General features: G+C 70.6%; 21 protein-coding genes and 4 pseudogenes. 6 read left to right on the top strand and 19 right to left on the bottom strand.

The genetic code is table 11. The features are described 5' to 3' along the window. Window positions 1-77 precede the first annotated feature (77 nt). The 4 genes and pseudogenes from AXF14_RS02535 to AXF14_RS13090 form a co-directional block, all read left to right on the top strand. On the top strand, window positions 78-1,022 hold the full coding sequence (locus AXF14_RS02535; protein ID WP_067940544.1) for a DUF3152 domain-containing protein: 945 nt from the start codon (window positions 78-80) through the stop codon (window positions 1,020-1,022). Window positions 1,023-1,701: 679 nt separating this feature from the next. Then, the gene (locus tag AXF14_RS02530) at window positions 1,702-2,568 is read left to right on the top strand and encodes a DUF3152 domain-containing protein (protein WP_067940540.1); all 867 of its coding nucleotides are present in this window, start codon (window positions 1,702-1,704) and stop codon (window positions 2,566-2,568) included. 371 nt (window positions 2,569-2,939) lie between these two features. Beyond that, window positions 2,940-3,524: a GNAT family N-acetyltransferase gene (locus AXF14_RS02525; protein ID WP_067940535.1), complete on the top strand. Its 585-nt coding sequence runs from the start codon at window positions 2,940-2,942 to the stop codon at window positions 3,522-3,524. Window positions 3,525-3,621: 97 nt separating this feature from the next. Continuing rightward, window positions 3,622-3,852 (top strand): annotated as a pseudogene (locus AXF14_RS13090) (LLM class flavin-dependent oxidoreductase); the annotation flags it as partial. Between the two features lie 37 nt (window positions 3,853-3,889). Here AXF14_RS13090 and AXF14_RS02520 read toward each other — a convergent pair. The 9 genes and pseudogenes from AXF14_RS02520 to AXF14_RS02480 all read right to left on the bottom strand — a co-directional run bounded on the left by AXF14_RS02520 (window position 3,890) and on the right by AXF14_RS02480 (window position 13,068). After that, complete coding sequence (locus AXF14_RS02520) at window positions 3,890-5,791, bottom strand: heavy metal translocating P-type ATPase (protein ID WP_211260115.1); 1,902 nt, start codon at window positions 5,789-5,791, stop codon at window positions 3,890-3,892. Beyond that, window positions 5,788-6,147: a Cd(II)/Pb(II)-sensing metalloregulatory transcriptional regulator CmtR gene (gene cmtR, locus AXF14_RS02515; protein WP_067940528.1), complete on the bottom strand. Its 360-nt coding sequence runs from the start codon at window positions 6,145-6,147 to the stop codon at window positions 5,788-5,790. The genes AXF14_RS02520 and cmtR overlap by 4 nt, the downstream gene beginning before the upstream one ends. An 89-nt stretch (window positions 6,148-6,236) precedes the next feature. Beyond that, entirely contained in the window at window positions 6,237-7,112 is an 876-nt protein-coding gene (locus AXF14_RS14950; protein WP_067940524.1) for a hypothetical protein, read from the bottom strand. A 250-nt stretch (window positions 7,113-7,362) separates the two neighbouring features. Beyond that, window positions 7,363-7,824: pseudogene (locus AXF14_RS14945) on the bottom strand (plasmid recombination protein); the annotation flags it as partial. Window positions 7,825-8,290: 466 nt separating this feature from the next. Then, window positions 8,291-10,513, bottom strand: a complete 2,223-nt coding sequence (locus AXF14_RS02500) for an RNA helicase (RefSeq protein WP_084355294.1) — start codon at window positions 10,511-10,513, stop codon at window positions 8,291-8,293. Then, window positions 10,510-10,758, bottom strand: coding sequence for a helix-turn-helix domain-containing protein (locus AXF14_RS02495; protein WP_040158807.1), 249 nt, complete (start codon window positions 10,756-10,758; stop codon window positions 10,510-10,512). The genes AXF14_RS02500 and AXF14_RS02495 overlap by 4 nt, the downstream gene beginning before the upstream one ends. After that, window positions 10,758-10,970, bottom strand: a complete 213-nt coding sequence (locus AXF14_RS02490) for a hypothetical protein (protein ID WP_040158809.1) — start codon at window positions 10,968-10,970, stop codon at window positions 10,758-10,760. The genes AXF14_RS02495 and AXF14_RS02490 overlap by 1 nt, the downstream gene beginning before the upstream one ends. Before the next feature lie 182 nt (window positions 10,971-11,152). Beyond that, complete coding sequence (locus AXF14_RS02485; RefSeq protein ID WP_067940513.1) at window positions 11,153-12,589, bottom strand: recombinase family protein; 1,437 nt, start codon at window positions 12,587-12,589, stop codon at window positions 11,153-11,155. 89 nt (window positions 12,590-12,678) lie between these two features. After that, window positions 12,679-13,068 carry a heavy metal-responsive transcriptional regulator gene (locus AXF14_RS02480; protein ID WP_005464729.1) on the bottom strand — a complete coding sequence of 130 codons (390 nt, stop codon included), beginning with the start codon at window positions 13,066-13,068 and terminating at the stop codon, window positions 12,679-12,681. Window positions 13,069-13,175: 107 nt separating this feature from the next. On the opposite strand from AXF14_RS02480, the gene merA reads away from it, so the two are divergent. Continuing rightward, window positions 13,176-14,600, top strand: coding sequence for a mercury(II) reductase (merA, locus tag AXF14_RS02475; RefSeq protein ID WP_005464728.1), 1,425 nt, complete (start codon window positions 13,176-13,178; stop codon window positions 14,598-14,600). A gap of 369 nt (window positions 14,601-14,969) precedes the next feature. Here merA and AXF14_RS13065 read toward each other — a convergent pair whose 3' ends face one another. From AXF14_RS13065 to AXF14_RS02450, 7 genes and pseudogenes are all read right to left on the bottom strand, one after another. Continuing rightward, complete coding sequence (locus tag AXF14_RS13065; protein WP_230198271.1) at window positions 14,970-15,482, bottom strand: hypothetical protein; 513 nt, start codon at window positions 15,480-15,482, stop codon at window positions 14,970-14,972. Window positions 15,483-16,356: 874 nt separating this feature from the next. After that, a pseudogene (locus tag AXF14_RS14830) lies at window positions 16,357-16,647 on the bottom strand (relaxase/mobilization nuclease domain-containing protein); the annotation flags it as partial. Window positions 16,648-16,742: 95 nt separating this feature from the next. Next, window positions 16,743-17,333, bottom strand: a complete 591-nt coding sequence (locus tag AXF14_RS02465; RefSeq protein WP_067940507.1) for a hypothetical protein — start codon at window positions 17,331-17,333, stop codon at window positions 16,743-16,745. After that, on the bottom strand, window positions 17,330-17,608 hold the full coding sequence (locus AXF14_RS02460; RefSeq protein WP_067940503.1) for a hypothetical protein: 279 nt from the start codon (window positions 17,606-17,608) through the stop codon (window positions 17,330-17,332). Before AXF14_RS02460 ends, AXF14_RS02465 begins: the two co-directional genes overlap by 4 nt. Before the next feature lie 43 nt (window positions 17,609-17,651). Beyond that, window positions 17,652-18,467 (bottom strand): transposase family protein, encoded by an 816-nt coding sequence (locus AXF14_RS02455; RefSeq protein WP_067940500.1) that lies wholly within the window; start codon window positions 18,465-18,467, stop codon window positions 17,652-17,654. A gap of 91 nt (window positions 18,468-18,558) precedes the next feature. Then, window positions 18,559-18,699 (bottom strand): hypothetical protein, encoded by a 141-nt coding sequence (locus AXF14_RS13860; protein ID WP_169798242.1) that lies wholly within the window; start codon window positions 18,697-18,699, stop codon window positions 18,559-18,561. A gap of 222 nt (window positions 18,700-18,921) precedes the next feature. Then, window positions 18,922-20,231: pseudogene (locus AXF14_RS02450) on the bottom strand (ISL3 family transposase). Between the two features lie 291 nt (window positions 20,232-20,522). Here AXF14_RS02450 and AXF14_RS02445 point away from each other — a divergent pair. Continuing rightward, entirely contained in the window at window positions 20,523-21,107 is a 585-nt protein-coding gene (locus AXF14_RS02445; protein ID WP_236755864.1) for an LLM class flavin-dependent oxidoreductase, read from the top strand. Window positions 21,108-21,402: 295 nt separating this feature from the next. Here AXF14_RS02445 and AXF14_RS02440 read toward each other — a convergent pair whose 3' ends face one another. The 3 genes from AXF14_RS02440 to AXF14_RS14295 form a co-directional block, all read right to left on the bottom strand. Further along, window positions 21,403-22,509 carry an IS110 family RNA-guided transposase gene (locus tag AXF14_RS02440; protein ID WP_067940495.1) on the bottom strand — a complete coding sequence of 369 codons (1,107 nt, stop codon included), beginning with the start codon at window positions 22,507-22,509 and terminating at the stop codon, window positions 21,403-21,405. A 231-nt stretch (window positions 22,510-22,740) separates the two neighbouring features. Then, a complete protein-coding gene (locus AXF14_RS02435) occupies window positions 22,741-23,091 on the bottom strand; it encodes a hypothetical protein (protein WP_067940490.1) in 351 nt (116 codons plus the stop codon). Window positions 23,092-23,197: 106 nt separating this feature from the next. Beyond that, on the bottom strand, window positions 23,198-23,485 hold the full coding sequence (locus AXF14_RS14295) for an LppP/LprE family lipoprotein (protein ID WP_257721784.1): 288 nt from the start codon (window positions 23,483-23,485) through the stop codon (window positions 23,198-23,200). Between the last annotated feature and the right edge of the window lie 45 nt (window positions 23,486-23,530).

The raw sequence follows: 23,530 nt of genomic DNA, 5'->3' as shown, positions 1-23,530 counted from the left end.
GGAACGTCCCCGCACGATCCGGCCCCGGTCCCGGGCGGGAGGTGGCCACGGGTGCGACCGTGCCCGACAATGACCCCATGAGCTCCCCGTCGCACCCCGGACGGGGCAGTGAGGAGCGCCCCTCCTCCGCCCCCACCCTCTCGAGCACCCTCCCGCTGACCTCCCGCACCGCCGTCCTCGTCGTGGCCGCGGCCGTCATCACGATCGTCCTCGGCCTCCTCGCCGTCGGCGTCACGGGCGGGCCCTCCGGGAACGACGCCTCCGCGGGCGCGACGACGGCGGCGTCCGCCTCCCGCACGACGCGGGCCACCGCCTCCGCCGTGCTCTCGGCCACCCCGAGCCCGACGGCGAGCGGCCCCGCGACCGCGACGGCCCCGACCTCGGCGGAGCCCGGCGCCAAGGCCTCCTCCTCGGCGACGGCGGACGCCCACCCGACGCCGACGGCCTCCTACTCGGTCGACTCCGACGGCATCATCCACACCGCGACCACCGGCCACGAGCAGTGGACCGTCGCGGACCCGGTCGCGCAGCCCGAGGGCCTGCCCCAGGCCGTCTACTCCTACGTCCTCGAGGCCGAGGACGGCTCCGGCGTCGACGTCAACGCCATCGCCCCCACCATCACCAAGATCCTCAACGACGAGCGCGGCTGGCGCGCCATCGACAACGTCTCCTTCAAGCAGGTGAGCGACCCGGCGCAGGCGGGCTTCTTCATCAAGGTCGCCACCCCCGGCACCGTCGACAGGCTCTGCGCCCCGCTCGAGACCGACGGCACCTGGGACTGCCAGATCAGCGCCGACGTCGTCATCAACGCGGACCGATGGAGCCACGGCGTCCCCTGGTTCAGCTCGCTCGAGGACTACCGCGGCTACCTCGTCAACCACGAGGTCGGCCACTTCCTGGGTCGCGGTCACGAGCAGTGCGGCGGCAAGGGCCTCAAGGCCCCCGTCATGATGCAGCAGTCCAAGGGCCTCGGTGAGTGCCTCGCCAACCCCTGGCCCACGCAGGACAACCAGCCGGGCTGAGTCGAGCGGTGCCGCCCGGTCCTGGTTCTCGACCCGGTGACCAGCGCGCGGGGCAGAACGTGTGCGAGGTCGCACCGTCGAGGCCGGTCTGCAACGCGGGGCGACGGCGTGGCGGGACCAGCAGGGAGGAGAGCGCCGCACAATGCCGTCCATGACATCCGGATTGCCAGGTCGGCGCGGCCAGGGGGCCACCCCGCGACGACCGCGGGGTCTCGGCGGTGCAGGGCGCGCCGACGGCACCAGGGCGTCCGGTCAGGGCCCCGAGCGCGGTCGCTCCAGCACCGCCCCCGGGCCCGCGGAGCGTCAGCCGGGCCGCGCCCACGACGGCGTGCCCCCGTCCGCGCCCGCCCGGCACGGCTCCCGAGGGGGCCGGAAGGGCCGGAGGCCGGAGCCGCCCCGCCCCCGCCGCACCGAGAGAGCCGCGCGCGGCTCCCGCTCCCGCCAGCGCGACCTCGAGGGCGCCCCGGACGTCGTGACGAGGTCCTCGTGGCCGCACGCCGGAGCGCCGTCGAGCCGGCGCGCAGGCGCCTCCCGAGAGCAGGCGTCGCGGACCGACAGGTCCCGGCGAGGAGCAGCGCACCAGCCTGCCGCAGCCCGCTCCCGTCGCGGGGCCGCCGGCCGCGCCGTCCCAGCCCCCGGCCGCCGCCGCGGCGGGCGCGACGTCCCCCCAGCGCGTCCAGTGCGCTCCGCTCGCCCCGGGCGCCCCGGCGGCTCGGGTGAGCTCGTCCTCGCGGAGCCCTGGAAGCTCGTCCGCGGCGCGGGCGTCGCCGTCGCCGCCCTGCTCGTCCTCAGCGCCGCCCTCCACGGCTGCGCGGCCGACGACGCCTCTGCGGCGCCGGGATCCGCCCCGGGCGCCGCCGCCCGGGCCACCCTCGCGCCGACCCATGAGCCCACGCAGGCCGTCGCCCCGGCCGCCGAGCTCACGCCGACCGTGCCCACGCCCGTCCCGAGCCCCGCCTCCGACGGCATCACCCGCTCCCACGCCGTCGGCGACGGCACCTTCACGTTCGCTCCCGTGCCCGGCGAGGCGGATCAGGGTCAGGGCGCCGCTGTCCCCTCGCCTTCACCGGCGCCGGTCGGGGGAGAGCGCACCGTCGCCGTCGCCGTCGAGCACGGGACCGGCCTCGACGCTGCCGAGGTCGCCCGGGCCACCACCTCCGTCCTCACCGACCCCCGTGGGTGGAGCGTCATCGACGGCGTTGCCTTCCGGCAGGTGGCGGACCAGGACGACGCCGACCTCCTCGTGGTCCTCGCCACCCCCAACACCGTGGACGAGCTCTGCGCGGGCCAGGACACGCAGGGCACCTGGTCGTGCGCGAGCGCCAACCGGCTCGTCCTCAACGCCGACCGCTGGCGCCACCTCGTTCCCGCGTTCACCGACGCCGCCACCTACCGTGCGTACCTCATCAACCACGAGCTCGGCACCTGGCTCGGTCACCCTGTCGAGACCTGTCCGGGGCCGGGAAGATCCGCTCCGGTGATGCAGGCCCAGGCCGTCGACCTCGGCGGGTGCGTCGCCAACGCCTGGCCCGGCTCCGGCTCCTGAGCGACGCTGACGCCTTCCTCCGCGTGCTCGCCCCCTCCTCACACTGCCCGGTCTCGCGGTTCGGGTGGGGCACCGACGCCTCCCTCCCGTCGTGGCGATCGAGCCCTCGACCGTCCGGCCAGGCCCTCGGCGCGGCGGGTCACCGGGCCCGGCTGAGCACCTGCCGCCCCTGCACGGACGGCGGCGGGCAGGGCCCGTCAGGCCTGCCGCGGGCGCCGACCTCGGCGGCCGGGGCAGGCCGACCAACGACTGCTATGACTCGGATCCCGCTCGCTCGCGGGCGTGCGAGATCCTCATGACCGGCGCCCCCCCCTGCCGCGGGCCGCAGACCGATGGAGGGAGCCGGCTCCCGGACGTGGGAGGGTGGGGGAGTGAACGACTTCGCCCCCTACGAGCCCGACGCCCACGGCACTCCCGTCTCAGGCATCGTCATCCGCCCGGCCGAGCCCGCTGACGCGCCGCGCGTCGCCCAGCTCCTCGCCCTGCGCGGTCAGGACGTCGACGAGGCCCTCGAGGAGGCGCCCCGCATGATCGGGGCCCTCCCGGTCCTCCTCCTCGCGCTCGTCCCGGCCACCACTGACGAGCACCCCATCGACGCCCAGCTCACCCCGGTCGCGCTCTCCGGCGCCTTCCCCATGCCCGAGGGCATGGCCGCCTCGGCGCAGATGGCGCCGGGCTGGATGGTCTCCGGGATGGTCGTCGACCCGGATGCCCGGAGGCACGGCATCGGCCGGGCCCTGCTGTCGGCCGTGGCCGACGCCGTCGCCGAGCAGAGCCCGGGGGCTGTGCTCCACAGCGTCGTCAACGCGACGAACCACGCCTCCCTCGCCGTGCACCTCGCCGTCGGCTTCGAGGAGCTGGCGCGGGTCGAGGAGCTCGCCGGCATCACCTTCGAGGGCGGCGAGGGCGTCCTCCTCTGGATGGACACCTCCGGGCGAGTCCCGACCGGGGAGTGACGCGAGCATCAGCGCCGCGTCAGCCCCACTGCGCTGAGGGGCTGGTCATGTTCCGAGATTTCAGATGGTTTAACCTTCCATGAAGTGATTCGGATTCCTGTCCTTCGGCCATTACGGCGAGGGCCTCGGCCACGGTGCCCCCGACGCCGCCCAGGCCCTCCACGACGCGGTCGAGATCGTTGTCGGCGCCGACGAGATCGGCGTCAACAACGCCTCCTGGCGCGTCCACCACTACGCCGCCCAGCACTCCTCGCCCATGCCGCTGCTCGCCGCGGCCGGTGCCCGCACCAAGCACCTCGAGGTCGGCACCGGCGTCATCGACATGCGCTAGCGCGTATCGGAGTTATAGCACTCGATGATCCCTCCTACTTCCTCGTCCTGGCGGCGCGGAGCCCGTTGAGGATCACTATCACCTCGGCGATCTCGTGCACGAGCACCACCGCTGCGAGGCCGAGTACGCCGAACAGGGCGAGCGGCAGCAGGGCGGTGATGATCAGCAGGGACAGGATGATGTTCTGGTTGATGATGTGCCTGCCGCGGCGGGCGTGGTCGAACGCCCGCGGGAGGAGCCGCAGGTCGTGGCCGGTGAAGGCGACGTCGGCGGACTCGATCGCGGCATCGGAGCCGGTCGCGCCCATCGCGATGCCGATGTCCGCGGCCGCCAGGGCGGGGGCGTCGTTGATGCCGTCGCCGATCATCGCGACCGAGCCGTGCCTGCCCAGCTCGCTGATCGCGGCGGCCTTGTCCTCGGGACGCAGCTCGGCGCGCACGTCCCCGATCCCGGCCTGCGCGGCCAGCGCGCGGGCGGTGCGGGCGTTGTCGCCGGTGAGCATAGTCATCCCGACGCCCTGGGCCGCGAGGGTGCGCACGACCTCTGGGACCTCGGGGCGCAGCTCGTCGCGGACCCCGATCGCGGCGACCGGGACCCCGTCGAGGTGCACAATGACGACGGTCATGCCCTGCTCCTCCAGGCCCGCGACCTGGTCCTTGAGCGTCCCCGAGTCCAGCCAGCGAGGGCTGCCGACGGTGACCCGGGCCCCGTCGAGGGTGCCTTCGATGCCGTGCCCGGCCTGCTCGGTGACTTCCAGGGCGGCGGGGGCTCCGGGTGCGGCGGCGGTGATCGCGGCGGCCAGCGGGTGGGTGCTGTGCTGCTCCAGGGATGCCGCCCAGGCCAGGGCCTGCGCCTCGGTCACGCCGTCGGCGGTGAGGACGGCGGTGACGGCGGGCTCGTTGCGGGTGAGGGTGCCGGTCTTGTCGACGGCGACGTGGCGGATCACGCCGAAGCGCTCGAACACGGCACCGGACTTGATGATCACGCCGAACCGGCTCGCCGAGCCGATCGCGGCGACGACGGTGAGCGGGACGGAGATCGCCAGCGCGCACGGCGACGCGGCGACGAGCACCACGAGGGCGCGGGTGATCCACAGCTCCGGGTCGCCGAGCAGCGAGCCGATGATCGCGACGAGAGCGGCGAGGATCAGCACGCCGGGCACGAGGGGTCGGGCGATCCGGTCGGCCAGCCGAGCGCGGTCTCCCTTCTCGGCCTGCGCCTGCTCGACCAGCTCCACGATCGTGGTCAGCGAGTTGTCCGTACCCGCCGCGGTCGCCTCGACCTCCAGGGCACCGGCGGTGTTGATCGCCCCGGCCGACACCGCGTCGCCGGGCTCGACCTCGACCGGGATCGACTCGCCGGTGATCGCGGAGGTATCCAGGCTCGACCGACCTGTGCGGACGATGCCGTCGGTCGCGATCCGCTCGCCGGGGCGCACCAGCATGAGCTGCCCGACCTGGAGGTCCTTCGCGGCGACCTCCACGGGCGCGCCGTCCCGCCGGATGGTCGCGGTCTCCGGGACGAGCTTGAGGAGAGCCCGCAGCCCGCCGCGGGCGCGGTCCATGGCCTTGTCCTCCAGCGCTTCGGCGATGGAGTACAGGAACGCCAAGGCGGCGGCCTCCTCGACGTAGCCGAGGATCACCGCGCCGACCGCGCTGATCGTCATCAGCAGGCCGATGCCCAGCTTGCCCTTGAACAGCTTGCGGATCGCGCCCGGGGTGAACGTCGACGCGCCCAGCAGCAGGCCGATCCAGAACGCCACCAGCGCCGGGACCTCCGCCCCTGTCCATTCCAGGACCAGGCCCGTGCCGAAGGCGACGCCGGAGAGCACCGGGACCATGATCCCGCGGTCACGCCACCACGGACGCTCCTGCTCCTCATCGGCTTCCTCGCCGACCCGGGTCTCCGGCTCGTCGCAGCCGCACGCCGCGCTCACGCGCCCGCTCCCGTCCCGCAGCAGCGCGGCACAGTGCACGCGGCGTCCAAGCACGGCGCGTGCTCGTCCACGGCCAGCGTCACGTCCACCAGCGCCGTGAGCGCCGCCGCGAGGTGCGGGTCGGCGATCTCGTAGCGCGTCTGCCGACCCTCGGGCTCGGCGACCACGATCCCGCAGTCGCGAAGACAGGTCAGGTGGTTCGACACGTTCGAACGCGTCAGCTCCAGCTCGCGCGAGAGCACGGCCGGGTAGCTCGGCCCGTCCAGCAGGGTCATCAGGATCCGGGAGCGCGTCGGGTCCGCCATGGCCCGGCCCAGCCGGTTCATGACGTCGAGGCGAGAAGCAATAGTCAGCATGCACTGAACTATACAGTAGTGGCTGACCTATTGTCACTCTGGGGAGTTCTGCCGCACGCGCTCCGCGCGCTTGCCCTCGAGAGCTGGGGTCACCTCCGCCAGCGGGGCCATGACGGCATCCCGCGGCCCTTCCACGTCTCCGCGAGGCCGACGACCCAGCGGGCGGAGGCGAAGAGGGCGTAGCCGGCCCCGGCGAGGCCAGCGCCGACTACGAGCCACCGCCCGATGCCGAGCCACACGCTCCCGTCCACGTCCAGCGCCCACTGAGCACCCGTGATGAGGCCCGCTGCGGCCATCCAGACGCCCGCGACCAGCATCGCGAGCGGCACGAGCGCGAGGAGCATCGCGGCGGCGGCGCTCCAGAGCTGGCGCGCCTCAACCTTCGCTGTCGCGGCGATGATCCGCTCGGCCCGCTCGTTCGCGGCGTCGAGGTTCGCCGTCATCGTGGTCGAGGCATCCCCGGCGACCTGCTCGACGGCCTTCTGCACGCGCTCCTCGGTGCGCTTCTCGATCCGCTGCACCGCACCGCCGACCTGGCTCACGAGCTTCTGGTTCGCCGCGGCCTGCACCTTGAGCCCGTCAATCGCCGAGGCCGTAGCCGCGCAATTCTTCTGCGCCTCCGCGACCAAGCTCTGCGACGCGGCGCTCAAACGCTTCCCGTCGAGACTCTGCGCGAACTCGCCGAGCGTGCTCTCGATCTCGCTCAGCCTGCTCTCGACGCTCGCGATCTGCGGCGACGTGCTGGCGGACGGCTGCGAGATCGACGCCCGGTCGATCCGCTTCGTCAGCTCCTCGTCCATGATCTTCTGATGCCCGGTGAGGTCCCTCACGGCCTTCGTCAGCGTCGTGAGCTGCTGCTCGACGGCGGCGTGCTTCGAGACCAACGTCTCCAGCATCTCCGTAGTCCGCTGCTGCTCGATCTTCTCCGTCGCCCTCGCCGTGGCCATCGCGGTGATGCTGTCCATGTCCCTGCTCCTCCTGCGCGCGGATGCGCTGCTCGATCTCGTTCGTGTACTCGTCCAGCACCTGGCCGAACGCCTCTGGATGCTGCTGCTCGAAGAACTGGCCGAAGTCCGACTGTTCGACCTGCTCGCGGACCGTGGCGAGGTGCTGCGCGGCCTCAGCGGCCCGTTCGCGGGCCTGGTCAACCTTCTTGGCGAACTCCTCGCTGCTCAGGTGCTCCTTCGAGCGCTTGGTGACCTTGAACTCGACGTCGTACCCGGCATCGGCCAGCGCCTGGCGGTGCGCCTTGTGCTGGCGCTGGAGATCGCCGGGACCCTTGAAAAAGTCCTTCTGGCTCAGCCTCCCGTCCTCCGTCACCGGGGTGAACAGGAGCTGGAGTTGAGGATTCGTCTCATCCATATGCACGGAGTAGCCCGGAAGGTTCTGCTGCCCGAACTCCTGGGCGGCCCAGTCGAGCTGCGTGCCGATGTACTGCTCTGCTTCGGCGTTCAGACCGTCCTCGCGCCAGTCCGGGTTGTGCTCGGCGGACCACTTCGGATCGAGCTGCAAGACGAGGGGGCGCATCGCCACCGCGTCGGCCTTGATCTTCTTCTCGACCGTCGCCAGGCGCGCGTCCAGATAGTCCGTCAGCTCTGCCGACGGCGGCCGGTCGTTGCCCTTCTCGTCCTGCGTCACGACCGGGGCACGCCAACCTCCGTTGCCGTCGTTGACCATCGTGATGTTCATCGACGTGCGCGCCGGATCGATGTTCGGGTTCCGCTGAGCGAAGGAGAACCCCGCGGCCTGATCCGCATCGCGGGCGATGTGGCGAACGAAGTTCGTCGCGTGAGCGCCTGACGCCTTGACCTTGTGGCTCGCGTCAAAAGTTGCCGTGTAGCTCATCGCGCACCTCCCGATGATCCGACGCCCGCCGCTGCGCGACGTGCCCCGGAGCCTCCGGCGGCACTCCCGTGGGGCCTTCCGTTCCGGAGGTCATCGCCCCTCCACATCTGGGACCCTGCGCCCTGATGTGGAGCCTCTGCGACAACCTCCGGAACGGAAGGTGTAGCCCCATACACCTTTCCGCTGCGCTCCAAGGTTCCCGGGGCCCTCCGGGGGCCGCTGCGCGGGCATGCAGCCCGATCCGCCAGCGCTCCACCGGAGCCCTGACGAATCGGCTGCGGCTGGCCGTCGAAGGTACTCATCGTGCACCTCCCACGACCAGCAGGCCGCCGTTCGCGCGGAGCCGCGCGACCTTCCGCTCAAGCTCGGCCTGACGGTGGACCTCCGCCGCCGCTTCGCGCTCGGCCTCGCGCTGGCGCATCTCCGCCAGCGCCGCCTCGGCATCCGTGCGGATCGGGCAGGACTCGGTGTGGTCCAGGGCGTAGCCCTGCCACTCGTCGCAGATGCAGCGATCGCGGGGGCTCGGCTCACTCGGTGCAACTGCGACCTCGACGGAACTCTGCGGGATTGGCTGCCCGACCCCGGCGAACTCCGCGAACAGATCGTCCGCGTCAATCGCGTCCAGCTCAGGGCATGCGATCCGGTCGTGCTGCTCCACGATCGGCGCGACCGTGCGCGCCTCGATCGCACCGCGAACGCGCTCCCGCTCGGCGGTGTCCTTGATCGCCTTGCACTTGCGTGCCAGCAGCTCCAGGTCCTGGCGCATGTGCTCGTACCGCTCGTAGCTCTGGTACTCGCGGGTGCCGTTGAGCACGCCGGAGTTCACGAAGATCGAGAACTCACGCTCGGCCACCGGGATGATCACCGGGAAGCGGCGGAACCCCTGCCCGAGGTTCTCCGGATGGTGCTTGACCCGAACTCCGCCCTGCATCGACTCGTACTCGCCCGCCAAGCCCCGGAGGAACTCCTCGTAACCCTCAGGCCCCGTCACAATGTTCACCCGGTTGAGCAGCTGCGTCTTGGACCCCTTGATGTTCACGACCGGCTTCTCGTCCGGCTCGCGCCACGGGCCGAGAATGCGGAAGAGCATTCCCCGGCTCTTCGCCGTGCGGATCATGTCGCCGACGCGCATGTCCTCCCAGATCACGACCGGCTCGCCGTCGTATCCCTCCCACGAGACGTTCTCGCCGCCGACCTTGAAGTACGGCTTGTCCGCGTCCGGGGTCAGGGCGCGAGCGAGCGCCTTCGCGAGCAGGTCCTTGTCCGTGCCGCCCTCGCCGAACACGTAGAAGTTCATGACCGACTCCGGCGCGTCCTGGTGCGAGAGGAAGTCGCCGCGCAGCTTCTGAAAATGCGCCAGGTTGCCCTTCGCAAAGTAGATCGCAGGCTCCTGATCACGGACCTGCTTCAGCGTCAGCGAACCCTTGTCCACGGCCTGGAAGAGCTTGCTCAGCTTCGCGCTGCCGCCGCCCTCCGCGGCGGTGCGGCGCATCGCCATGTGCGCGTCCAGCTCCCGGCCGAAATCGAAGTTCGCGACGATCCGCCCGCGCCCGTACTGGTACTTGCCGGGCTTGCCCTCCTGCGTCTTGTCCACGAGGTAGTGCCGATCCGACTGGTGGATGCCGGGGGTTGCGTCCCTCCCGCGCGATTCGTGCGGCAGGTACTCGGCGAGGTCGAAAAACGCCTTCTCCGCAGCGCCTCGGCCCTTGTGCTCGGTGCCGTCCTGCTCCGCGGTCTCCTTCGGCGGCTTCACCCGCGCCGAAGGGATCGAGAAGGCATCGGAGACCGTGCGGATCGTGGGGCGCGGACCGTCCGCATCGGCGACCCACAGCACCATGTGCGCGTGCAGGCCCTTGATTCCGCAGCACACCGTCTCGCCGGTGCCCTCGTCCACCTCGACCAGGCGGTCGTACGGGTGCCACACGTAGGCCCAGCGGTGGAGGCGATCGCCCAGCGCCGCGAGGCCCTCGTCGATCTGCTCCTGCGTGAGCATGACCTCGCCGGTCTCCGGGTGCTCCCGGTACTGCATCACCGAGAACACGCGCGACTGCATCCGTGCGCGCTTCACCTGCTCCGAGCTCTCCGCAGCCTTCGCCCGGGCGAAAAAATCCTTCGCCTCGGCGACCTGCGCGGTCGTGGATTCGACCACGAACGCCTCAACCTCATCACCGGGATCGGCCCCCGGCACGTCCATCTCGGCGAAGTCCACGGGTGTAGCCGAAGTAGGCGCCTGTGCAGCCGTTTCTGAAACGGATGCGCGGCCACCCAAGGAAGGCCGCGCATGAATTGCGGCGGTAGATCCCAGGTCAGAGCTGAGATCGGCGGTCGTGTCGGAGCCAGCGGAATCGCTCTGTGCAGCCGTATAGCCGTTTTCTTCGAGAAGGTCCTCGACGGCGAGAACCGGGTTCGCGACATTCGGATCGACGACGGGCAGCCCGCCTTCGGCGGGTGCCAGGCCAGGCCCTCCGGGCGGGGTCAGGTCGGCGGACACGAGGGCGCTTGTGCGTTCGGCGGCGTTCATCGGGCACCGCCCTTGCGGTAGCGCTTGATGACGGCCTGGTGCGTGACGCCGAGGGCGTCGCCGATCTTGGCCCAGGTCACACCGTCGGCGCGGGCATCGGCGACGGCGATCTCGACGGCCTCCTCCAGCACGGAGCGGAGCACACCGAGGTCGTAGAGGTGCGCCTCGCTGTCGGCGAGGGCGGGATCGCCCAGACGCCAGCGGAAGCCGTTCACGTAGTCGAAAGCGGTGGAGTTGGCGCTCATCAGCGATCACCGCCCATCACAGCGGCGACCGCGGCGCGCTGGCGCGGGGTCAGCGGCGTGCGGGCCAGGCGCTCACCAGCTCGGCGACCGGCGGCGAGGGCGGCAGCGATGACGGGATCGAGCCCATCAGCCTGCGGAACGGGGTTCAGGTCCTGGTCGAGCCCAGGACGGTCCAGCGCAGATGCGCGGGGAGCGTCGATAACGACAGACATCGGAAGTCCTCAAACATGAGTGTGCTTCCCGTTCCCCGCCACGTTCGTTGGGCTGTTTGACCGGCTACTCATCCGGGAGCAGAACCCCGCGCTTCTAAGTCGCGGCCCCGGTGGGATCTTCTTGTCTGCAACTATTCTCCCACGACTCGACTCACCGGTCCACTGACGAGTCGACTCGCGTGTCAGTCGCGACGAGGCTCTATTCGAATGAGGTCGGGGTCGAACTTCACGTGACCCGGCGCGATGGGCTCGATTGTCACCGTCACCAGCTCGTCCACGAGCATCCGGCGACGGTCCACGTCCAACTCCTTCCACTTCGACTCGACCACCTCGCGGCGCTCCGCGGTGCCGACCAGCTCGTCCACGTCCGCGAGCAGCTTCGCCGCCACCGACACCGATCGGTCGAGCAGCTCCGCGTCGATCTCGTCGATGCGAGCCTTCACGTCGTTGATCGCCGCGGTGATCTCCAGCACGGGCTGGTGGATGTCGCGCAGCAGCGGGCTCAGCTCCTTGACGCGCTCGACCAGGGCGTTCCGCTCGCTCAGCAGCTCTTCGCGGTCCGGCCCAGCATCTTCCTGCGGCATCACGAGGTCGTGCACGTCCACCGAGGACAGTCGGGTGAGCACCGCCTCGGTGACCATCGCATCGACGGGCTCGCGCTGGCGGGTGAGGTGGAACTGCTCACCGCAGCGGTACGTCGGCTGCTTGCGGCTGTTCGTCCCCGAGACGAGCGTCGCGCCGCACTTCCCGCACAGCCCGATCGTGGACAGGAGGTACTTCGGTTGGTTGCCCTGCCTCGCCGACCTCCGCACGTTGTCCTCCAGCTTCGCCACCGCAGCCCGCCATGTCTGTTCGCTGACGATGGGCGGGAACCCCGCGCCCTGCACCGGGTACAGCTCGCCCGAGGCGTAGTGCTTGATGTAGCCAGCGTAGAGCGGGTTCGCCAGCAGGTACCGCACGGCATCGACGGAAAACTCCGCCCCGCGCGCGGTCAGATGACCGGCGTTGTTCAGGTCCTCGCGGATGCGCCGGATCGACAGCGACGGCTCGCCGAGGAACGCGTCGAAGGCCCGCCGAATCGCGTCGGCCTCCTCCTCGATCAGCTCGCCCTCCCTTGTCCAGCCGAATGCCTTCCAGGTGGACGCCGGTATGCCCTCGGCGCGGCGGCGCTCGTTCGACCTGATCTGACGCTCGGCCTTGCGACGCGCCTCGAACCGCGCGAGAGCGGCGAGCATCGTCGCCCGGAACTCTCCGTCCGCCGTCGAGAGGTCGATCTCGCCGTCCACGGTGACGACCCGCAGACCGAGGTCGATCAGCGTGTTCAAGTCCTTCGTGCTGCGCAGCAACCGGTCCATGTCCACCGCGACGACCATCGAGAACCGACCCGCCCGGGCGTCATCCAGCATCTCGGCCCACCGGGTGCCAGCGCAGCGCTTCTTCGTCGCCGAGACCGCGTTGTCGTCGTAGACCTCGACGACCTCCCAGTCCTTCGCCTCGGCCAGCGCCCTGATCTTCCGCAACTGGGTCTCGACCGTCCACCGGTCGCCCTTGCGATCCATCGAAGCGCGGACGTACGCGGCGACCTCGTTCGTCTTCCTCAGCGATACCAGTTCAACCATGCAACCAAGCTTGCGTGAACGGGTGTTGTAACCCTGACATGTGCTAGCGCATGTCGGGGTTGTGGCGTTGGCGCGAACGGCTCTGCCGTTTACAGGTATCGGCAGACCTGGTCCGCGCTGCACGAGTCGGGGTCGGGCTGCGCGGCGTCGTGCCTGAGCTCGGCGATGGTGTCTCGGAGCGCTGTGAGCTGGGCGATCTGCTGCTCGATCTCGGCGAGGCGCGCGTCGAGGAGGTCGCGCACGTGCTCGCAGGGAGCAGCGCCGCCGTCGCGGATTTCGAGGATCTGGCGGATCTGGGCGAGGGTGAGGCCCGCGGCCTGGCCGCGGTGGACGAAGTCGATCCGGGCGGCCGTCTCGGGCGCGTAGTCGCGGTATCCGGACGGCGTGCGCTCGGCCGGGGGCAGCAGGCCCTGCTCCTCGTAGAACCGCAGCGTCTTCGCCGTCGTTCCCGCCCGCTCGGCGAGTTCCCCGATGCGCATCGCAGGCCCCCTGTTCTTTCGGCAGAAGTCCTCTTGACCTTCCCCTGCACTGGAAGGTCCAGTATGGCTGAGATAGACCGGAAGTCCAAGTATTGACAGGAGCTGCGATGCCCACGAAGTACGACCTCGCCATCATCGGATCGGGCGGCGGTGCGTTCGCCGCCGCGATCCGCGCGACCACGCTCGGCAAGTCGGTGGTGATGATCGAGCGCGGGACGCTCGGCGGCACCTGCGTGAACACCGGCTGCGTGCCGTCGAAGGCCCTGATCGCCGCGGCCGACGCATGGCACTCCGCGGCCGACGCCGCCGACCGGTTCCCGGGGATCGAGACGACGGCGGGGCCGGTGGACATGCCCGCCCTGATCGCCGGGAAGCAGGCGCTGGTCGAGTCGCTGCGGGGCGAGAAGTACGCCGACGTCGCCGACTCCTACGGGTGGGCCGTCCGCCGCGGGGACGCCGCGTTCGCCGGCACCCCCGACGCACCGGTCCTCCAGGTCGCCGAGGACGACGGCAGCACCGAGACGATCGAGGCCGCGCACTACCTGGTCGCGACTGGCTCTCGGCCGTGGGCCCCGCCGATCGACGGCCTGGACGAGACCGGGTACCTGACCTCGACCACGGCGATGGAGCTGACCGAACTCCCTGAGTCCCTGCTCGTGCTCGGCGGCGGCTACGTCGCCCTGGAGCAGGCGCAGCTGTTCGCCCGGCTCGGCTCCCAGGTCACCGTGCTGGCCCGGTCCCGGCTCGCGTCGAAGGAGGAGCCGGAGGTGTCCAGGACGCTGCAGGAGGTGTTCGCCGACGAGGGCATCCGGGTGGTCCGCCGCGCGCTGCCGACGCGGGTGTCCCGCGACGCCGCGACCGGGCAGGCCGTCGTCACCGCGGACGTCGCCGGCGGCCGGGAGGAGTTCCGCGCCGACCAGGTGCTCCTCGCCCTCGGACGACGACCGGCCACCGACGGGCTCGGCCTCGACGCGGTCGGGGTCAAGACCGGGGACCTCGGCGAGGTGGTCGTCTCCGACCGGATGCAGTCCTCCCACCCGCGGATCTGGGCCGCGGGCGACGTGACCGGCCACCCCGAATTCGTCTACGTCGCCGCCCAGCACGGCACCCTCGTCGCCGAGAACGCGTTCACCGACGCCGACCGGGCCGTGGACTACGCCCGGCTGCCGAGGGTCACGTTCACCGGCCCGGCGATCGGCGCGGTCGGGATGACCGAGAAGGACGTCGTCGCCGCCGGGATCCGCTGCGACTGCCGCGTCCTGCCCCTGCACCACGTGCCCCGCGCCCTGGTCAACCGCGACACCCGCGGCTTCGTCAAGATCGTCGTGGACGCCGACACGGGGAAGATCCTCGGCATCACCGCCGTCGCCAAGGACGCCGGCGAGCTCGCCGCCGCCGGGGTCCACGTGCTCGGCAAGACCGTCGCCGAGGTCGCCGACGCCTGGGCCCCCTACCTGACCATGGCCGAGGGCATCCGGATCGCCGCCAAGGCCTTCACCACCGATCCGTCGCTCCTGTCGTGCTGCGCGTGAACGCGCACGCAGACAATCGGGGGGAACGCTCAGCTGGGAGAGGACCAGACGATGAGCGGCGATAAGGGCCACGACTCGCATCGCGCGGGCGTGCTTGTCGGTGCTGGGACGGGCTTGCTCCTGTTGGCATGCTGCGCGCTTCCGCTGCTGATCTGCTGCGGCCTGCCTCTCCTCGCCGCGGGCGGAGCCCTTGCAGGTATCGGAGGTTTCCTCGGCAACCCTTGGCTCATCGGTGCCGGGATCGCAGTCGGGGTGGCCGTCACAGCGGCGATCGTCCTCCGGCGACTGCCGCGGCACCGACGTCGCTCGACCGGCGGCTGCGGCAATCGTTCGACTACTGACCGGGGTCAGTAGTTCGAGTGGCTCCAGTCATCGTCGCCAGCTCGGCCACGTCGGCATCCCGCGACCCTTCCAGGTCTCCACGAGACCAGCAACCCAGCGGACGGACGCGAAGACCCCGTAGCCGGCCGCCGCGAGGCCCACGGCGATCACGAGCCAGCGCCCGATCCCGAGCCACACGCTCCCGTCCACGTCCAGCGCCCACTGAGCGCCGGTGATGAGCCCGGCGATGCCCATCCAGAGCCCGGCGATGACGACCACCACCGGCAGGAGCGCGAGGCACATCGCGGCGGCGGCCGACCACAGCTGCCGGGCCTCCAGCTTCGCGGTGGCGGCGATGATCCGCTCGGCCCGTTCGTTCGACGCGTCGAGGTTCGCGGTCATCGTGGTCGAAGCCTCTCCGGTGACCTGCTCGACGGCCTTCTGGACCCGCTCCTCGGTGTGCTTCTCGATCCGCTGCACCGCCCAGCCGACCTGTCTGACGAGCTTCTGGTTCGCCGCGGCCTGCGCCTTGAGCCCCTCAATCGCCGATGCCGTAGCCACGTGGTTCCTCTGCGCCTCCGCGACCAAGCTCTGCGACGCGGCGTTCAAGCTCTCGCCGTTGAGACTCTGCGCGAACTCGCCGAGCGTGCTCGCGATCTCGTTCTGCCTGCTCTCGATACTCGCGATCCTCGCGGACACGTCGCTGGAGGGTGAGGAGGTCGACGCCGGGGCCGTGATCCGCTCCAGCCGCCTCGTCGTCTCCTCGTCCATGACCTTCACGAACCCCGCGAGCTTCTTCTGCTGCTCGGCCAGCCGGTCGAGCCTCGCGTTCTGCGCCTCGACGGCGGCGAGGATCGAGGTCAACGCCTCCATCGTCTCCGGACTGCCGAGCTGCTGCTGCGATCCGCTCTGCGCGTTCTGCTGCTTCAGCCTGTCGAGCGCTGCGCTCATGTTCCTGCTCCTCCTGCTGCTGGTGGTAGTCGAAGAACGCCCGCGCGCCCTCCGGGGTGAAGTCCGCCGAGAGGGCGCTCGCGCGCTTGCGTCGCTCGGCGCGGCCGGACTCGCCGCGGCGATCCTCGATGTAGAGCGTCCAGGTCTCTTGCCCGGCGCGCTTGCCCTTCTTGCTGACGGGGCTGTGCAACCGCATCCGCGGCACCCGCTCCCCGTCATCGCCGAGCCGCTGGTTCTGCTCCTCGATCACCGAGACCAGACCGGCCTTGTCCACCGCCCGGGGATCAGCCAGCGCCGCGCTCATCCGGTCGCCCATCCCGCGGTCGAGCGATCCCTCGGCGAAGTCCTCGCGGCGCAGCTCCCAGTCCTTCGGTGCGTGCTCCAGCCGCTTCACGACCGAGAGCCCGTGTTCTCGCATCGGCTGGTCGTTCGCCGACTGGACGCCCCGCTGATTCCCGGCCTTGCGGTCGTGGAACGTGCGATAGTCCGAGGGCGCCTTCCCCGTCCGGTTGTTGTGGTTGATGACCAAGATGTGGTTGTGCGGCTTCTTGCCCCGCTCATCCACATGACTGACTACGAGGCAGTCGGAATCCGGGTGCATCTTCTTCGCGAGCTGATAACCGAGATCGTTCACCCGCTGCACGTCCTCCGGACTCTTCGGGTCGAACTCCTCGTCGCTGAAAGACTGGCGGTAATGCACCGCCTCGACCTCGCGCGTCGTGTTCTGCGTGAGCGACCGAGCGCGCGCCGAGAACGCGCCGGGGCCTCCCGGCACATCGCACGTGATCGCGATGCCCCGCTCGTCCACCTTGCCACGGATATAGCGCTCCGTGTCGGCGGCGCTGGCGCTCGGGCTGTAGTGCGTAGTGCTCACGAGGCCGCCCGATCCCCGAGCAGGGCGCGGACCTCGCGCAGCAACTCGATCAGCTCGGGCACCTCCGCCGACAGCGCCACTGACTCACCAGCCCGCGCCCGGCGGTCGAGGTCGTTGACGTTGATCGCCAGCGGGCGAATCTGCGCGGCCAGCTCGCGAGCATCCGCCGACGCCTGCACCCGCGCCTCGACCCCGAGCAGGTGCGCGGCCACGGCGGCGTCCAACTCCTCGCTCCGAGAGGCGTGGAGGGCATCCCGGACGACGGTCTGCACCCACGTGCTCGGAGCCAGCCCGAGCCGCTTCGCACGAGTGCGAAGCGCCGCGAGCGTCTCCTCTCCGAAGTCGGTATCGAGCTTCGCGCGGCCCCCACGACGACGCTTCGCGCCGCCGTGACTCTGACGCACAGCCTCCGCATCAGCCCGACCGGTGTTCACCCGGGAGTCGGCCTGCTGCTCCACCTGTACGCCACAGTGGCAAGCAGTAGCCGTGTCGGACATTTCGCTGGCGCTCATGTCCTCCCCGGCTGCTTGCGAGGGGCCTCCAGCCCCCTCGACCCCCTGGAAGAGCGCATCGCGTTCGGTGCTCATGCGGCACCTCCGATCAGCGCCAGCGGCACGTCAGGGCTCCGCACCGCGAGCCCACCCAGCAGCTCAGCAACCGCGCCATCCGCATCATGTTCCGCCGAGGTCTCCGGACCGTAGGTCAGTTCCCGCGACCCGACGTTCTGGTGATACGCGTTGCCGTACATGCCGGGCGTGTGCGCGGCGGCCGGAACGCTGCACTGGTGCCACTCGTAGGGCTCGATCTTCCCGATGTGCTGCACGAGGTAACGATTGATGTCGTCGGCACGATAGACCTTCACGACCGAGGCCAGCCGGCGGATGAACTGGTCCAGTGAGGTTTTCTCACCAGCGGCCTCGAGTCATGGTGGCAATGACGAGGGCGGCGGCGACGATCGCGCCGATGCGGGCTGGGTCGAGGGTGATGTGCCGTAGGGCTCGGTAGTGCTTGAGGATGGCGTTGGCGCGTGCGGCCGGGGCCCGCAGGGCGCGCAGCAGTCGGTTCGTGGTGCGGGTGCCGCGGTCGAGGTTGTGGCCCTTGATCGGGGTGTGGATCCCGATCCCAGCGCCGGCGTAGCCCTTGTCCGCCAACGTGGGAAGGCCTTTCGCGGCGGCGGGGTACAGCAGGGGGAAGGCGTGGGTGCGGGCAGCGGTGATGTCGTGGGTGGACCCTGGCTCGACCGGGCTGGTCCAGATCGGGAAGCCGGTGTGGTCGGTGAGGACCTGGACGTTCCCGCCGTGCGCGTGGTGCTTGCCCGAGTACCAGATGTCGTACCCCTTCACAGCGCCGTTCCCGCTGGTCGAGCGGGCAGAGCACCGGTTGGTGCGGATGAGGGTGCCGTCCAGGCAGACGAACGGCGCGGCGGTGTCGAGCTGGCCGGCAAGGACGTCTTCCAAGGTGGGGGCGCGGTCGGCGACGACGTCGATGGCCTCGTGCAGGTACCGGTACGCCGTCGCTTGGGACAGGCCGTGGTCGGCGGCGAGGCGGTGAACAGGGGTGGCGTTGATCAGCCAGCGCAGGAACAACACGGCTTGCGTCCAGCACGTCGCGGCCCGCTGCCAGGGGCGCGCGTCGTGGACCGTGCGGTGATGCTGGAGCCACGCCGACACGCGGCGCACGACGACGAGGGGAACGGGCAGGGTGGCACGATAGGACAGCACGCGGGGCTCGGTTCGGGCGAGGGGACAGAGGTGAAACCGAGCCTGGTCACCGGGCCCTGCCTGCGCCTATCCGACACGCCGTCCCCGCAGGTCACAGCCCTGCGGCACCGTCGAACCGCCAAGCCTGGTGAGAAATCCTCAGTGCCTCGTCCACGTTGCCCTTCTGGCGGGCGTAGTAGAAGAACTCGACAGGCTCGATCGTCGCCGTGATGACGATGAGGCGCGGGGCCACCTCGCCCTTGTTCTTGTAGCGGGGTTCTTGTAGCGGGCCTTCGCAGGCGAGGCGTTGTACGGATCAAGCAGCAGCAGCCAGTCGTTCGCATCCATCGCCGAGGCCCGCAGATCGTCCAGCAGCAGCACCTCCTCGCCCCGCCAGTCATCAAGCGGGTTCCCCGTCGCGGCCCGGTAGACCTGCCACCGCTCTCCGTGCGCGTTCGCCGCGTTGATCACCGGCTCATCCGAATTGAGGGTGTAGGTGTGGTCTGAATCCGCCGGCTTCGAGGAGTGCGCGGGCGATGTAGTTGGTGAGGTTGCGGAAGCCCAGGGCCAGGCCGCGCAGGTGCTCGAGGCGACCGTTCACGGCTTCGGTGGGTCCGTTGCTCGTGCGCGGTCGCTCGAAGTAGGCCAGGACGTCGCAGGCGCGTCTGGTCAGGGTGGGGGCGAGCTTGCGCAGTTCTACCAACGCCTCAGGCACACCCTCGGCGAGGGCGTCGATCACGGGACTCATCTCGATGCGGCCGGCTGTCCGGTCGGGGTGACGGTAGGCGCAGATCATGGGCTGGTAGATCCCCCAGGTGCACTCGAGGTGCACGTGCCGGTCCCCAGCGAAGAGCTTGTCAAGGCGCTCGTGCTGGCGGTCGGTGAGCAGGTCAGTCCCGGTGTGCAGGGTCGGCCGCGCGGTGTAGAGCGGGTCGCCCTTGCGTTTGCGGTGTCCGTGCAGTTCCTGCTGGACTCGGCGGCGGCACTCATCGAGAGCGTTCCCGGCCAACCGGATGACGTGGAAGGGATCCATAACCGTCACGGCGTGCGCCAGCTCCTCGGTGGTGGCGGTGTTGAAGCCCGCGAACCCATCCATGGCCACGACCTCGATCCCATCGCGCCAAGCCTGGTCCCGCTCGGCCAGCCAGTCCTTGAACGCCTTCTTCGACCGGCCTTCGACCACGTCCAGCAGGCGTGCCGGGCCGGTGCCGTCCCTGATCGGGGTGAGGTCGATGATCACGGTGACGTACTTGTCACCGCCCCGGGTGTGCCGCCACACGTGCTCATCGACCCCGACGACCTTGACACCGTCCAGGCGGGTCGGGTCCTCGATGAGCACACGCCGGCCCTCAGCCAGGACCGCGTCGTTGGCGGTGTTCCACGCCACGCCCAGTCCTTGGGCAGCTCGGGCCATCGTCAGGTGGCCGACGACGATCCCGACCAGCCCCCACCGCAGGCCGGCGCGGGAGATCTTGGCCCGCGGCGGCGCCGCGGCGGTGGTGTCCTGAGGCCACACGTGCGAGCACTCCTTGCAGCGGTAGCGGCGCGCGGTGAGCACCAGCGTGGTAGGGCGCCACCCGAACGGCTCGTGCGCCAACTGCCTGCTCACCGTGTCACGGGGCACGCCCTGGCAGCCGCACCGCCTGCACCAGTCGTCCGGCTCCACGACCCGGCACGCCAGCACGGACCGGTCAGGCTCGAGCAGCTGGCCGGTGACCTCCACACCGAGGCCGTCGAGGCGGGTGAAGGTAGTCAGGTGGGGCGCGTGAAGGTAGCGTCAGGCACGTCGAGGTCTTCCGGACGGGTTGTGTGAGAACTCCCATCATCGGAAGACCTCGACCCTCACCCCGACACCGACGCGCCGCCCCAGGTCGCACCACAGCTACACCCTCATCTGTGAAGAGCCGGTTTTTCTGACGCGGCTCACCGGAGCAGGCCCTGCGCGGCTGGGAGTCCTTCGGCTACCACGGTGAGGACCCTCGCGGCGCCGACGTCGTCCACGACCACACCGCCCAGCTCCTCGCCGCCGTCGACGGCGTCCCCCAGGCCTGCAAGGACCGCGAGAACGGCACCACCATGGGCGGGACCGTCGCCCAGGGCGACGAGCTGCGCATCGAGCCCTACTCGCCCGGTCTGCGCCGCCGACTCTGGTGGGGCGCCGGCAGCCGCGCCACCGCCGAGTGGACCGCCCGCGAGGGGCTCAACCTCATGAGCTCCACGCTCCTGACCGAGGCCACCGGCGCCGGCTTCTCCGACCTCCAGGCCGAGCAGATCCGCGTCTACAAGGACGTCTGGCGCGCCGCCGGGCACGACTGGACGCCGCGCGTCTCCGTCTCCCGCTCGATCTTCCCGATCACGACCGCCCTCGACGAGCGCTTCTTCGGCCTGCGCAGCGAGGGATCCCGCGACCAGATCGGCATCATCGACGGCGGTCACGCCACCTTCGGCCGCACCTTCGCCGCCGAGCCCGACGTCCTCATCGAGCAGCTCAAGCAGGACACCGCCCTCATGGAGGCCGACTCGCTCCTGCTCACCATCCCGAGCCAGCTCGGCGTCGACTACAACCTCCACATCCTCCAGTCCTTCGCGGAGCACGTCGCCCCGGCGCTGGGCTGGGAGCCCAGCACGCAGGGGCCGGCCACCGGCTACCCGCTCGACTGATATGTAGGGGTTTCCTGTCAAGTGGCAGGGTGAAGAGGGGGCATCCACTGGCCGGTGGGTGCCCCCTCTTCGGCGTTGGCCGGTGGGGTGGGGGTGGCGTGTCTGGTGTCGACGCGTGGTCAGTCTGATATGCGCGGGTCTGTGTGCCGCATGACGCTGGTTTCGGTGGGAGGAGCTGGCTTGTCTGAGGTCGAGCGTGCCCTTGGGGGTGCTCACAGTCGAATCGCCGGTGTCCTCCTCACGCTGCTTCCCCTCTGGGCCCTGGTGGTGCCGGTCAGCGCGGTCTGTGGGCGTTCTAGTGGTCCATGACGGCCAGGGACCAGCACCAGCCTGCGAGCTCCCGGGCGATGGCGGTGTTGGCGATCGTGTGACGTTTGTGGTGGCTGGCCAGGGTCTGCCAGCGCCTGTTCAGGCGCCTGTTGCCGGTGTCGGCCCGGGTGGCGACGTCCCCGGGGACCTTGGCCCATGCGGCTCGCAGGGCGGGGCCGGGGCGGTAGGGGCTCTTGTGCTGCCAGGCGGCTTCGGTCAGGAGACGTCGGGCGTGGGTGTTGCCGGTCTTGGTGATGCCGCCCTGGGTGCGGGTCTGGCCCGAGGAGTGCTCGCAGGGGACCAGTCCGAGGTAGGAGGCGATGGTCGCGCCGGTGAAGCGGTGCCAGTCGCCGATCTCGACGGCGAGGGCGAAGCCGGTCAGTGTGGAGATGCCTCTCAGGCAGGACAGGCGGGCGGTGACGGGGGTGAACTCACTGTCGGCGGCCAGGGCGGCGATGGCGGTATCGAGGCGGTCGCGTCGTGCCAGGGCGTGGGTGACGGTGTCGTAGGCGTCGTCGAAGGCCGCGGTGGCGCCGGCGCCCAGGGCGGGGACGTCCTCGCGGCGCAGTGCGCGCAGCCAAGCGTCGTGGGCGGGTCCCCAGGTGGTCTTGCCGGGGTAGACCCATCCGCGGCGCAGCAGCATCTTGGACAGGCGGTGGCGGGCGGCCATGAGGTCGGTGCGGGCGTCGTCGCGGGATCGCACCAGGTCGCGGGCGCCCTCCTGGGCCAGGGTAGGGATGCGCACGGGCGTGATCGTGCCGTTCAGGGCGCACTCGGCCAGGAACATCGCGTCGGTGCGGTCGGTCTTGACCCGCTGTCCGGCGGGGCGGGCCAGCTTCGAGGGTGCGGCGACCTGCACCCGGTGGCCCGCGGCGGTCAGCTCGCGGGCCAGTCCGAAGCCGGTGGGGCCTGCCTCGTAGGTGATCAGCAGTGGTCCGTGCTCGGCGGCCAGGCGTGAGGCCAGGTCGATGGTGTGGCTGTACTCGCCGTCCAGGCGGCGTTGGATCACCTCGCCGGTGAGGGTATCGATGGCGGCGGCGCTCACGCTGCGGGCGTGAACGTCCAGCCCCAGGCTTGTACGCTCAGTAATCACCAGGGTCTCCTATGCATGTCGGCACCCCGCAGCGGTCCCCTAACGACCGCCTCGGTGGTGATCCACGAAGGTTGCATACGCGAGGCCCTGGCCCACAAGACCACGACGGCCTCGCGCACCCCCATAGCGTCTGAGGGGCCCGCGCGGTCCCGCTGCTCACCACGAGGTCGCCCGTGGCCCCCGGTGCGAACCGGGAGTCACGGGCGACCTCGTGGGCTCCGAAGAGGGCCGTCAGGAGACGGCGACGCGGATCTCGCCGACCTCGCCTGACGCGACGCGTCGGCGCAGGGTCTCGCCGCGCTTGACGACCCCGGCGCCGATGCCTGTGCAGACGCCGGTGACGACGAGCAGCCAGCCCGCCCAGTGGAAGGGCATCGAGGAGCCGCTCCGCCAGGACGAGTAGCTCTCGTAGTCGGCCTGGGAGACGGTGCAGGACTCGCCGTCCTTCTGGATGGTCCAGACGGAGGCAGAGGGGTCGAGGCAGGTGACCTCGGGGGCGGAGCCCGTGCGGGGGATGAGCACGAGGACGACGCCGACGACGATCGCGAGGGCGGCGAGGATCGCCAGGGTTCGGGACTTCATGCCGCAACCGTACCGTTTCGAGATCTTCCGGCCAAGGCCGTGAGAAACGCTGGGAGGGGCGGCCGGAGTGCCCGGCCGCCCCTCCCAGCGGCGTCGGCGGTCCTGCTCAGTCCTGGACCTCCGGCGGCCACTCGCCGCCGTGGACGATGGAACCCGTCGCCTCGTCCCAGGTGAAGGTCGACACCGACCGGCCCGAGGCCTCGGCGTTCGCCTCACCCTCGAGCGTGTACATGTAGGTCACCTGGATCTCCGAGTCGGACAGGCGCACGACGTCGGGGTGGAAGCCGATCCCATCCGACGCCGTCGTCCCGATGTACCGCCCGTGGTGGAACAGCATGATCTGGTACGGCGAGGAGGCCGTGCCGCCCTCGATCGAGACGGTGATCCAGGACAGCGCCGCGCAAAGGCGACGAGAAGCGCTGCCGCGCCGGCGCGCGGT

Source organism: Actinomyces radicidentis, assembly GCF_001553565.1.
GTDB classification, from domain to species: Bacteria; Actinomycetota; Actinomycetes; order Actinomycetales; family Actinomycetaceae; genus Actinomyces; species Actinomyces radicidentis.
Note: the sequence above shows the minus strand (reverse complement) of the source record. Positions and strands in the feature narration are given on the sequence as shown.

What these genes read in the sequence shown, in the direction of transcription:
- AXF14_RS02485 (WP_067940513.1), bottom strand. Translation starts at nt 12,589, where the DNA reads ATGGTTGAACTGGTATCGCTGAGGAAGACGAACGAGGTCGCCGCGTAC.
- merA (WP_005464728.1), top strand. Translation starts at nt 13,176, where the DNA reads ATGCCCACGAAGTACGACCTCGCCATCATCGGATCGGGCGGCGGTGCG.
- AXF14_RS02480 (WP_005464729.1), bottom strand. Translation starts at nt 13,068, where the DNA reads ATGCGCATCGGGGAACTCGCCGAGCGGGCGGGAACGACGGCGAAGACG.
- AXF14_RS02435 (WP_067940490.1), bottom strand. Translation starts at nt 23,091, where the DNA reads ATGAAGTCCCGAACCCTGGCGATCCTCGCCGCCCTCGCGATCGTCGTC.
- AXF14_RS14950 (WP_067940524.1), bottom strand. Translation starts at nt 7,112, where the DNA reads ATGGACAGCATCACCGCGATGGCCACGGCGAGGGCGACGGAGAAGATC.
- AXF14_RS02445 (WP_236755864.1), top strand. Translation starts at nt 20,523, where the DNA reads ATGGGCGGGACCGTCGCCCAGGGCGACGAGCTGCGCATCGAGCCCTAC.
- cmtR (WP_067940528.1), bottom strand. Translation starts at nt 6,147, where the DNA reads ATGCTGACTATTGCTTCTCGCCTCGACGTCATGAACCGGCTGGGCCGG.
- AXF14_RS02465 (WP_067940507.1), bottom strand. Translation starts at nt 17,333, where the DNA reads ATGAGCACCGAACGCGATGCGCTCTTCCAGGGGGTCGAGGGGGCTGGA.
- AXF14_RS02500 (WP_084355294.1), bottom strand. Translation starts at nt 10,513, where the DNA reads ATGAACGCCGCCGAACGCACAAGCGCCCTCGTGTCCGCCGACCTGACC.
- AXF14_RS02535 (WP_067940544.1), top strand. Translation starts at nt 78, where the DNA reads ATGAGCTCCCCGTCGCACCCCGGACGGGGCAGTGAGGAGCGCCCCTCC.
- AXF14_RS02495 (WP_040158807.1), bottom strand. Translation starts at nt 10,758, where the DNA reads ATGAGCGCCAACTCCACCGCTTTCGACTACGTGAACGGCTTCCGCTGG.
- AXF14_RS02490 (WP_040158809.1), bottom strand. Translation starts at nt 10,970, where the DNA reads ATGTCTGTCGTTATCGACGCTCCCCGCGCATCTGCGCTGGACCGTCCT.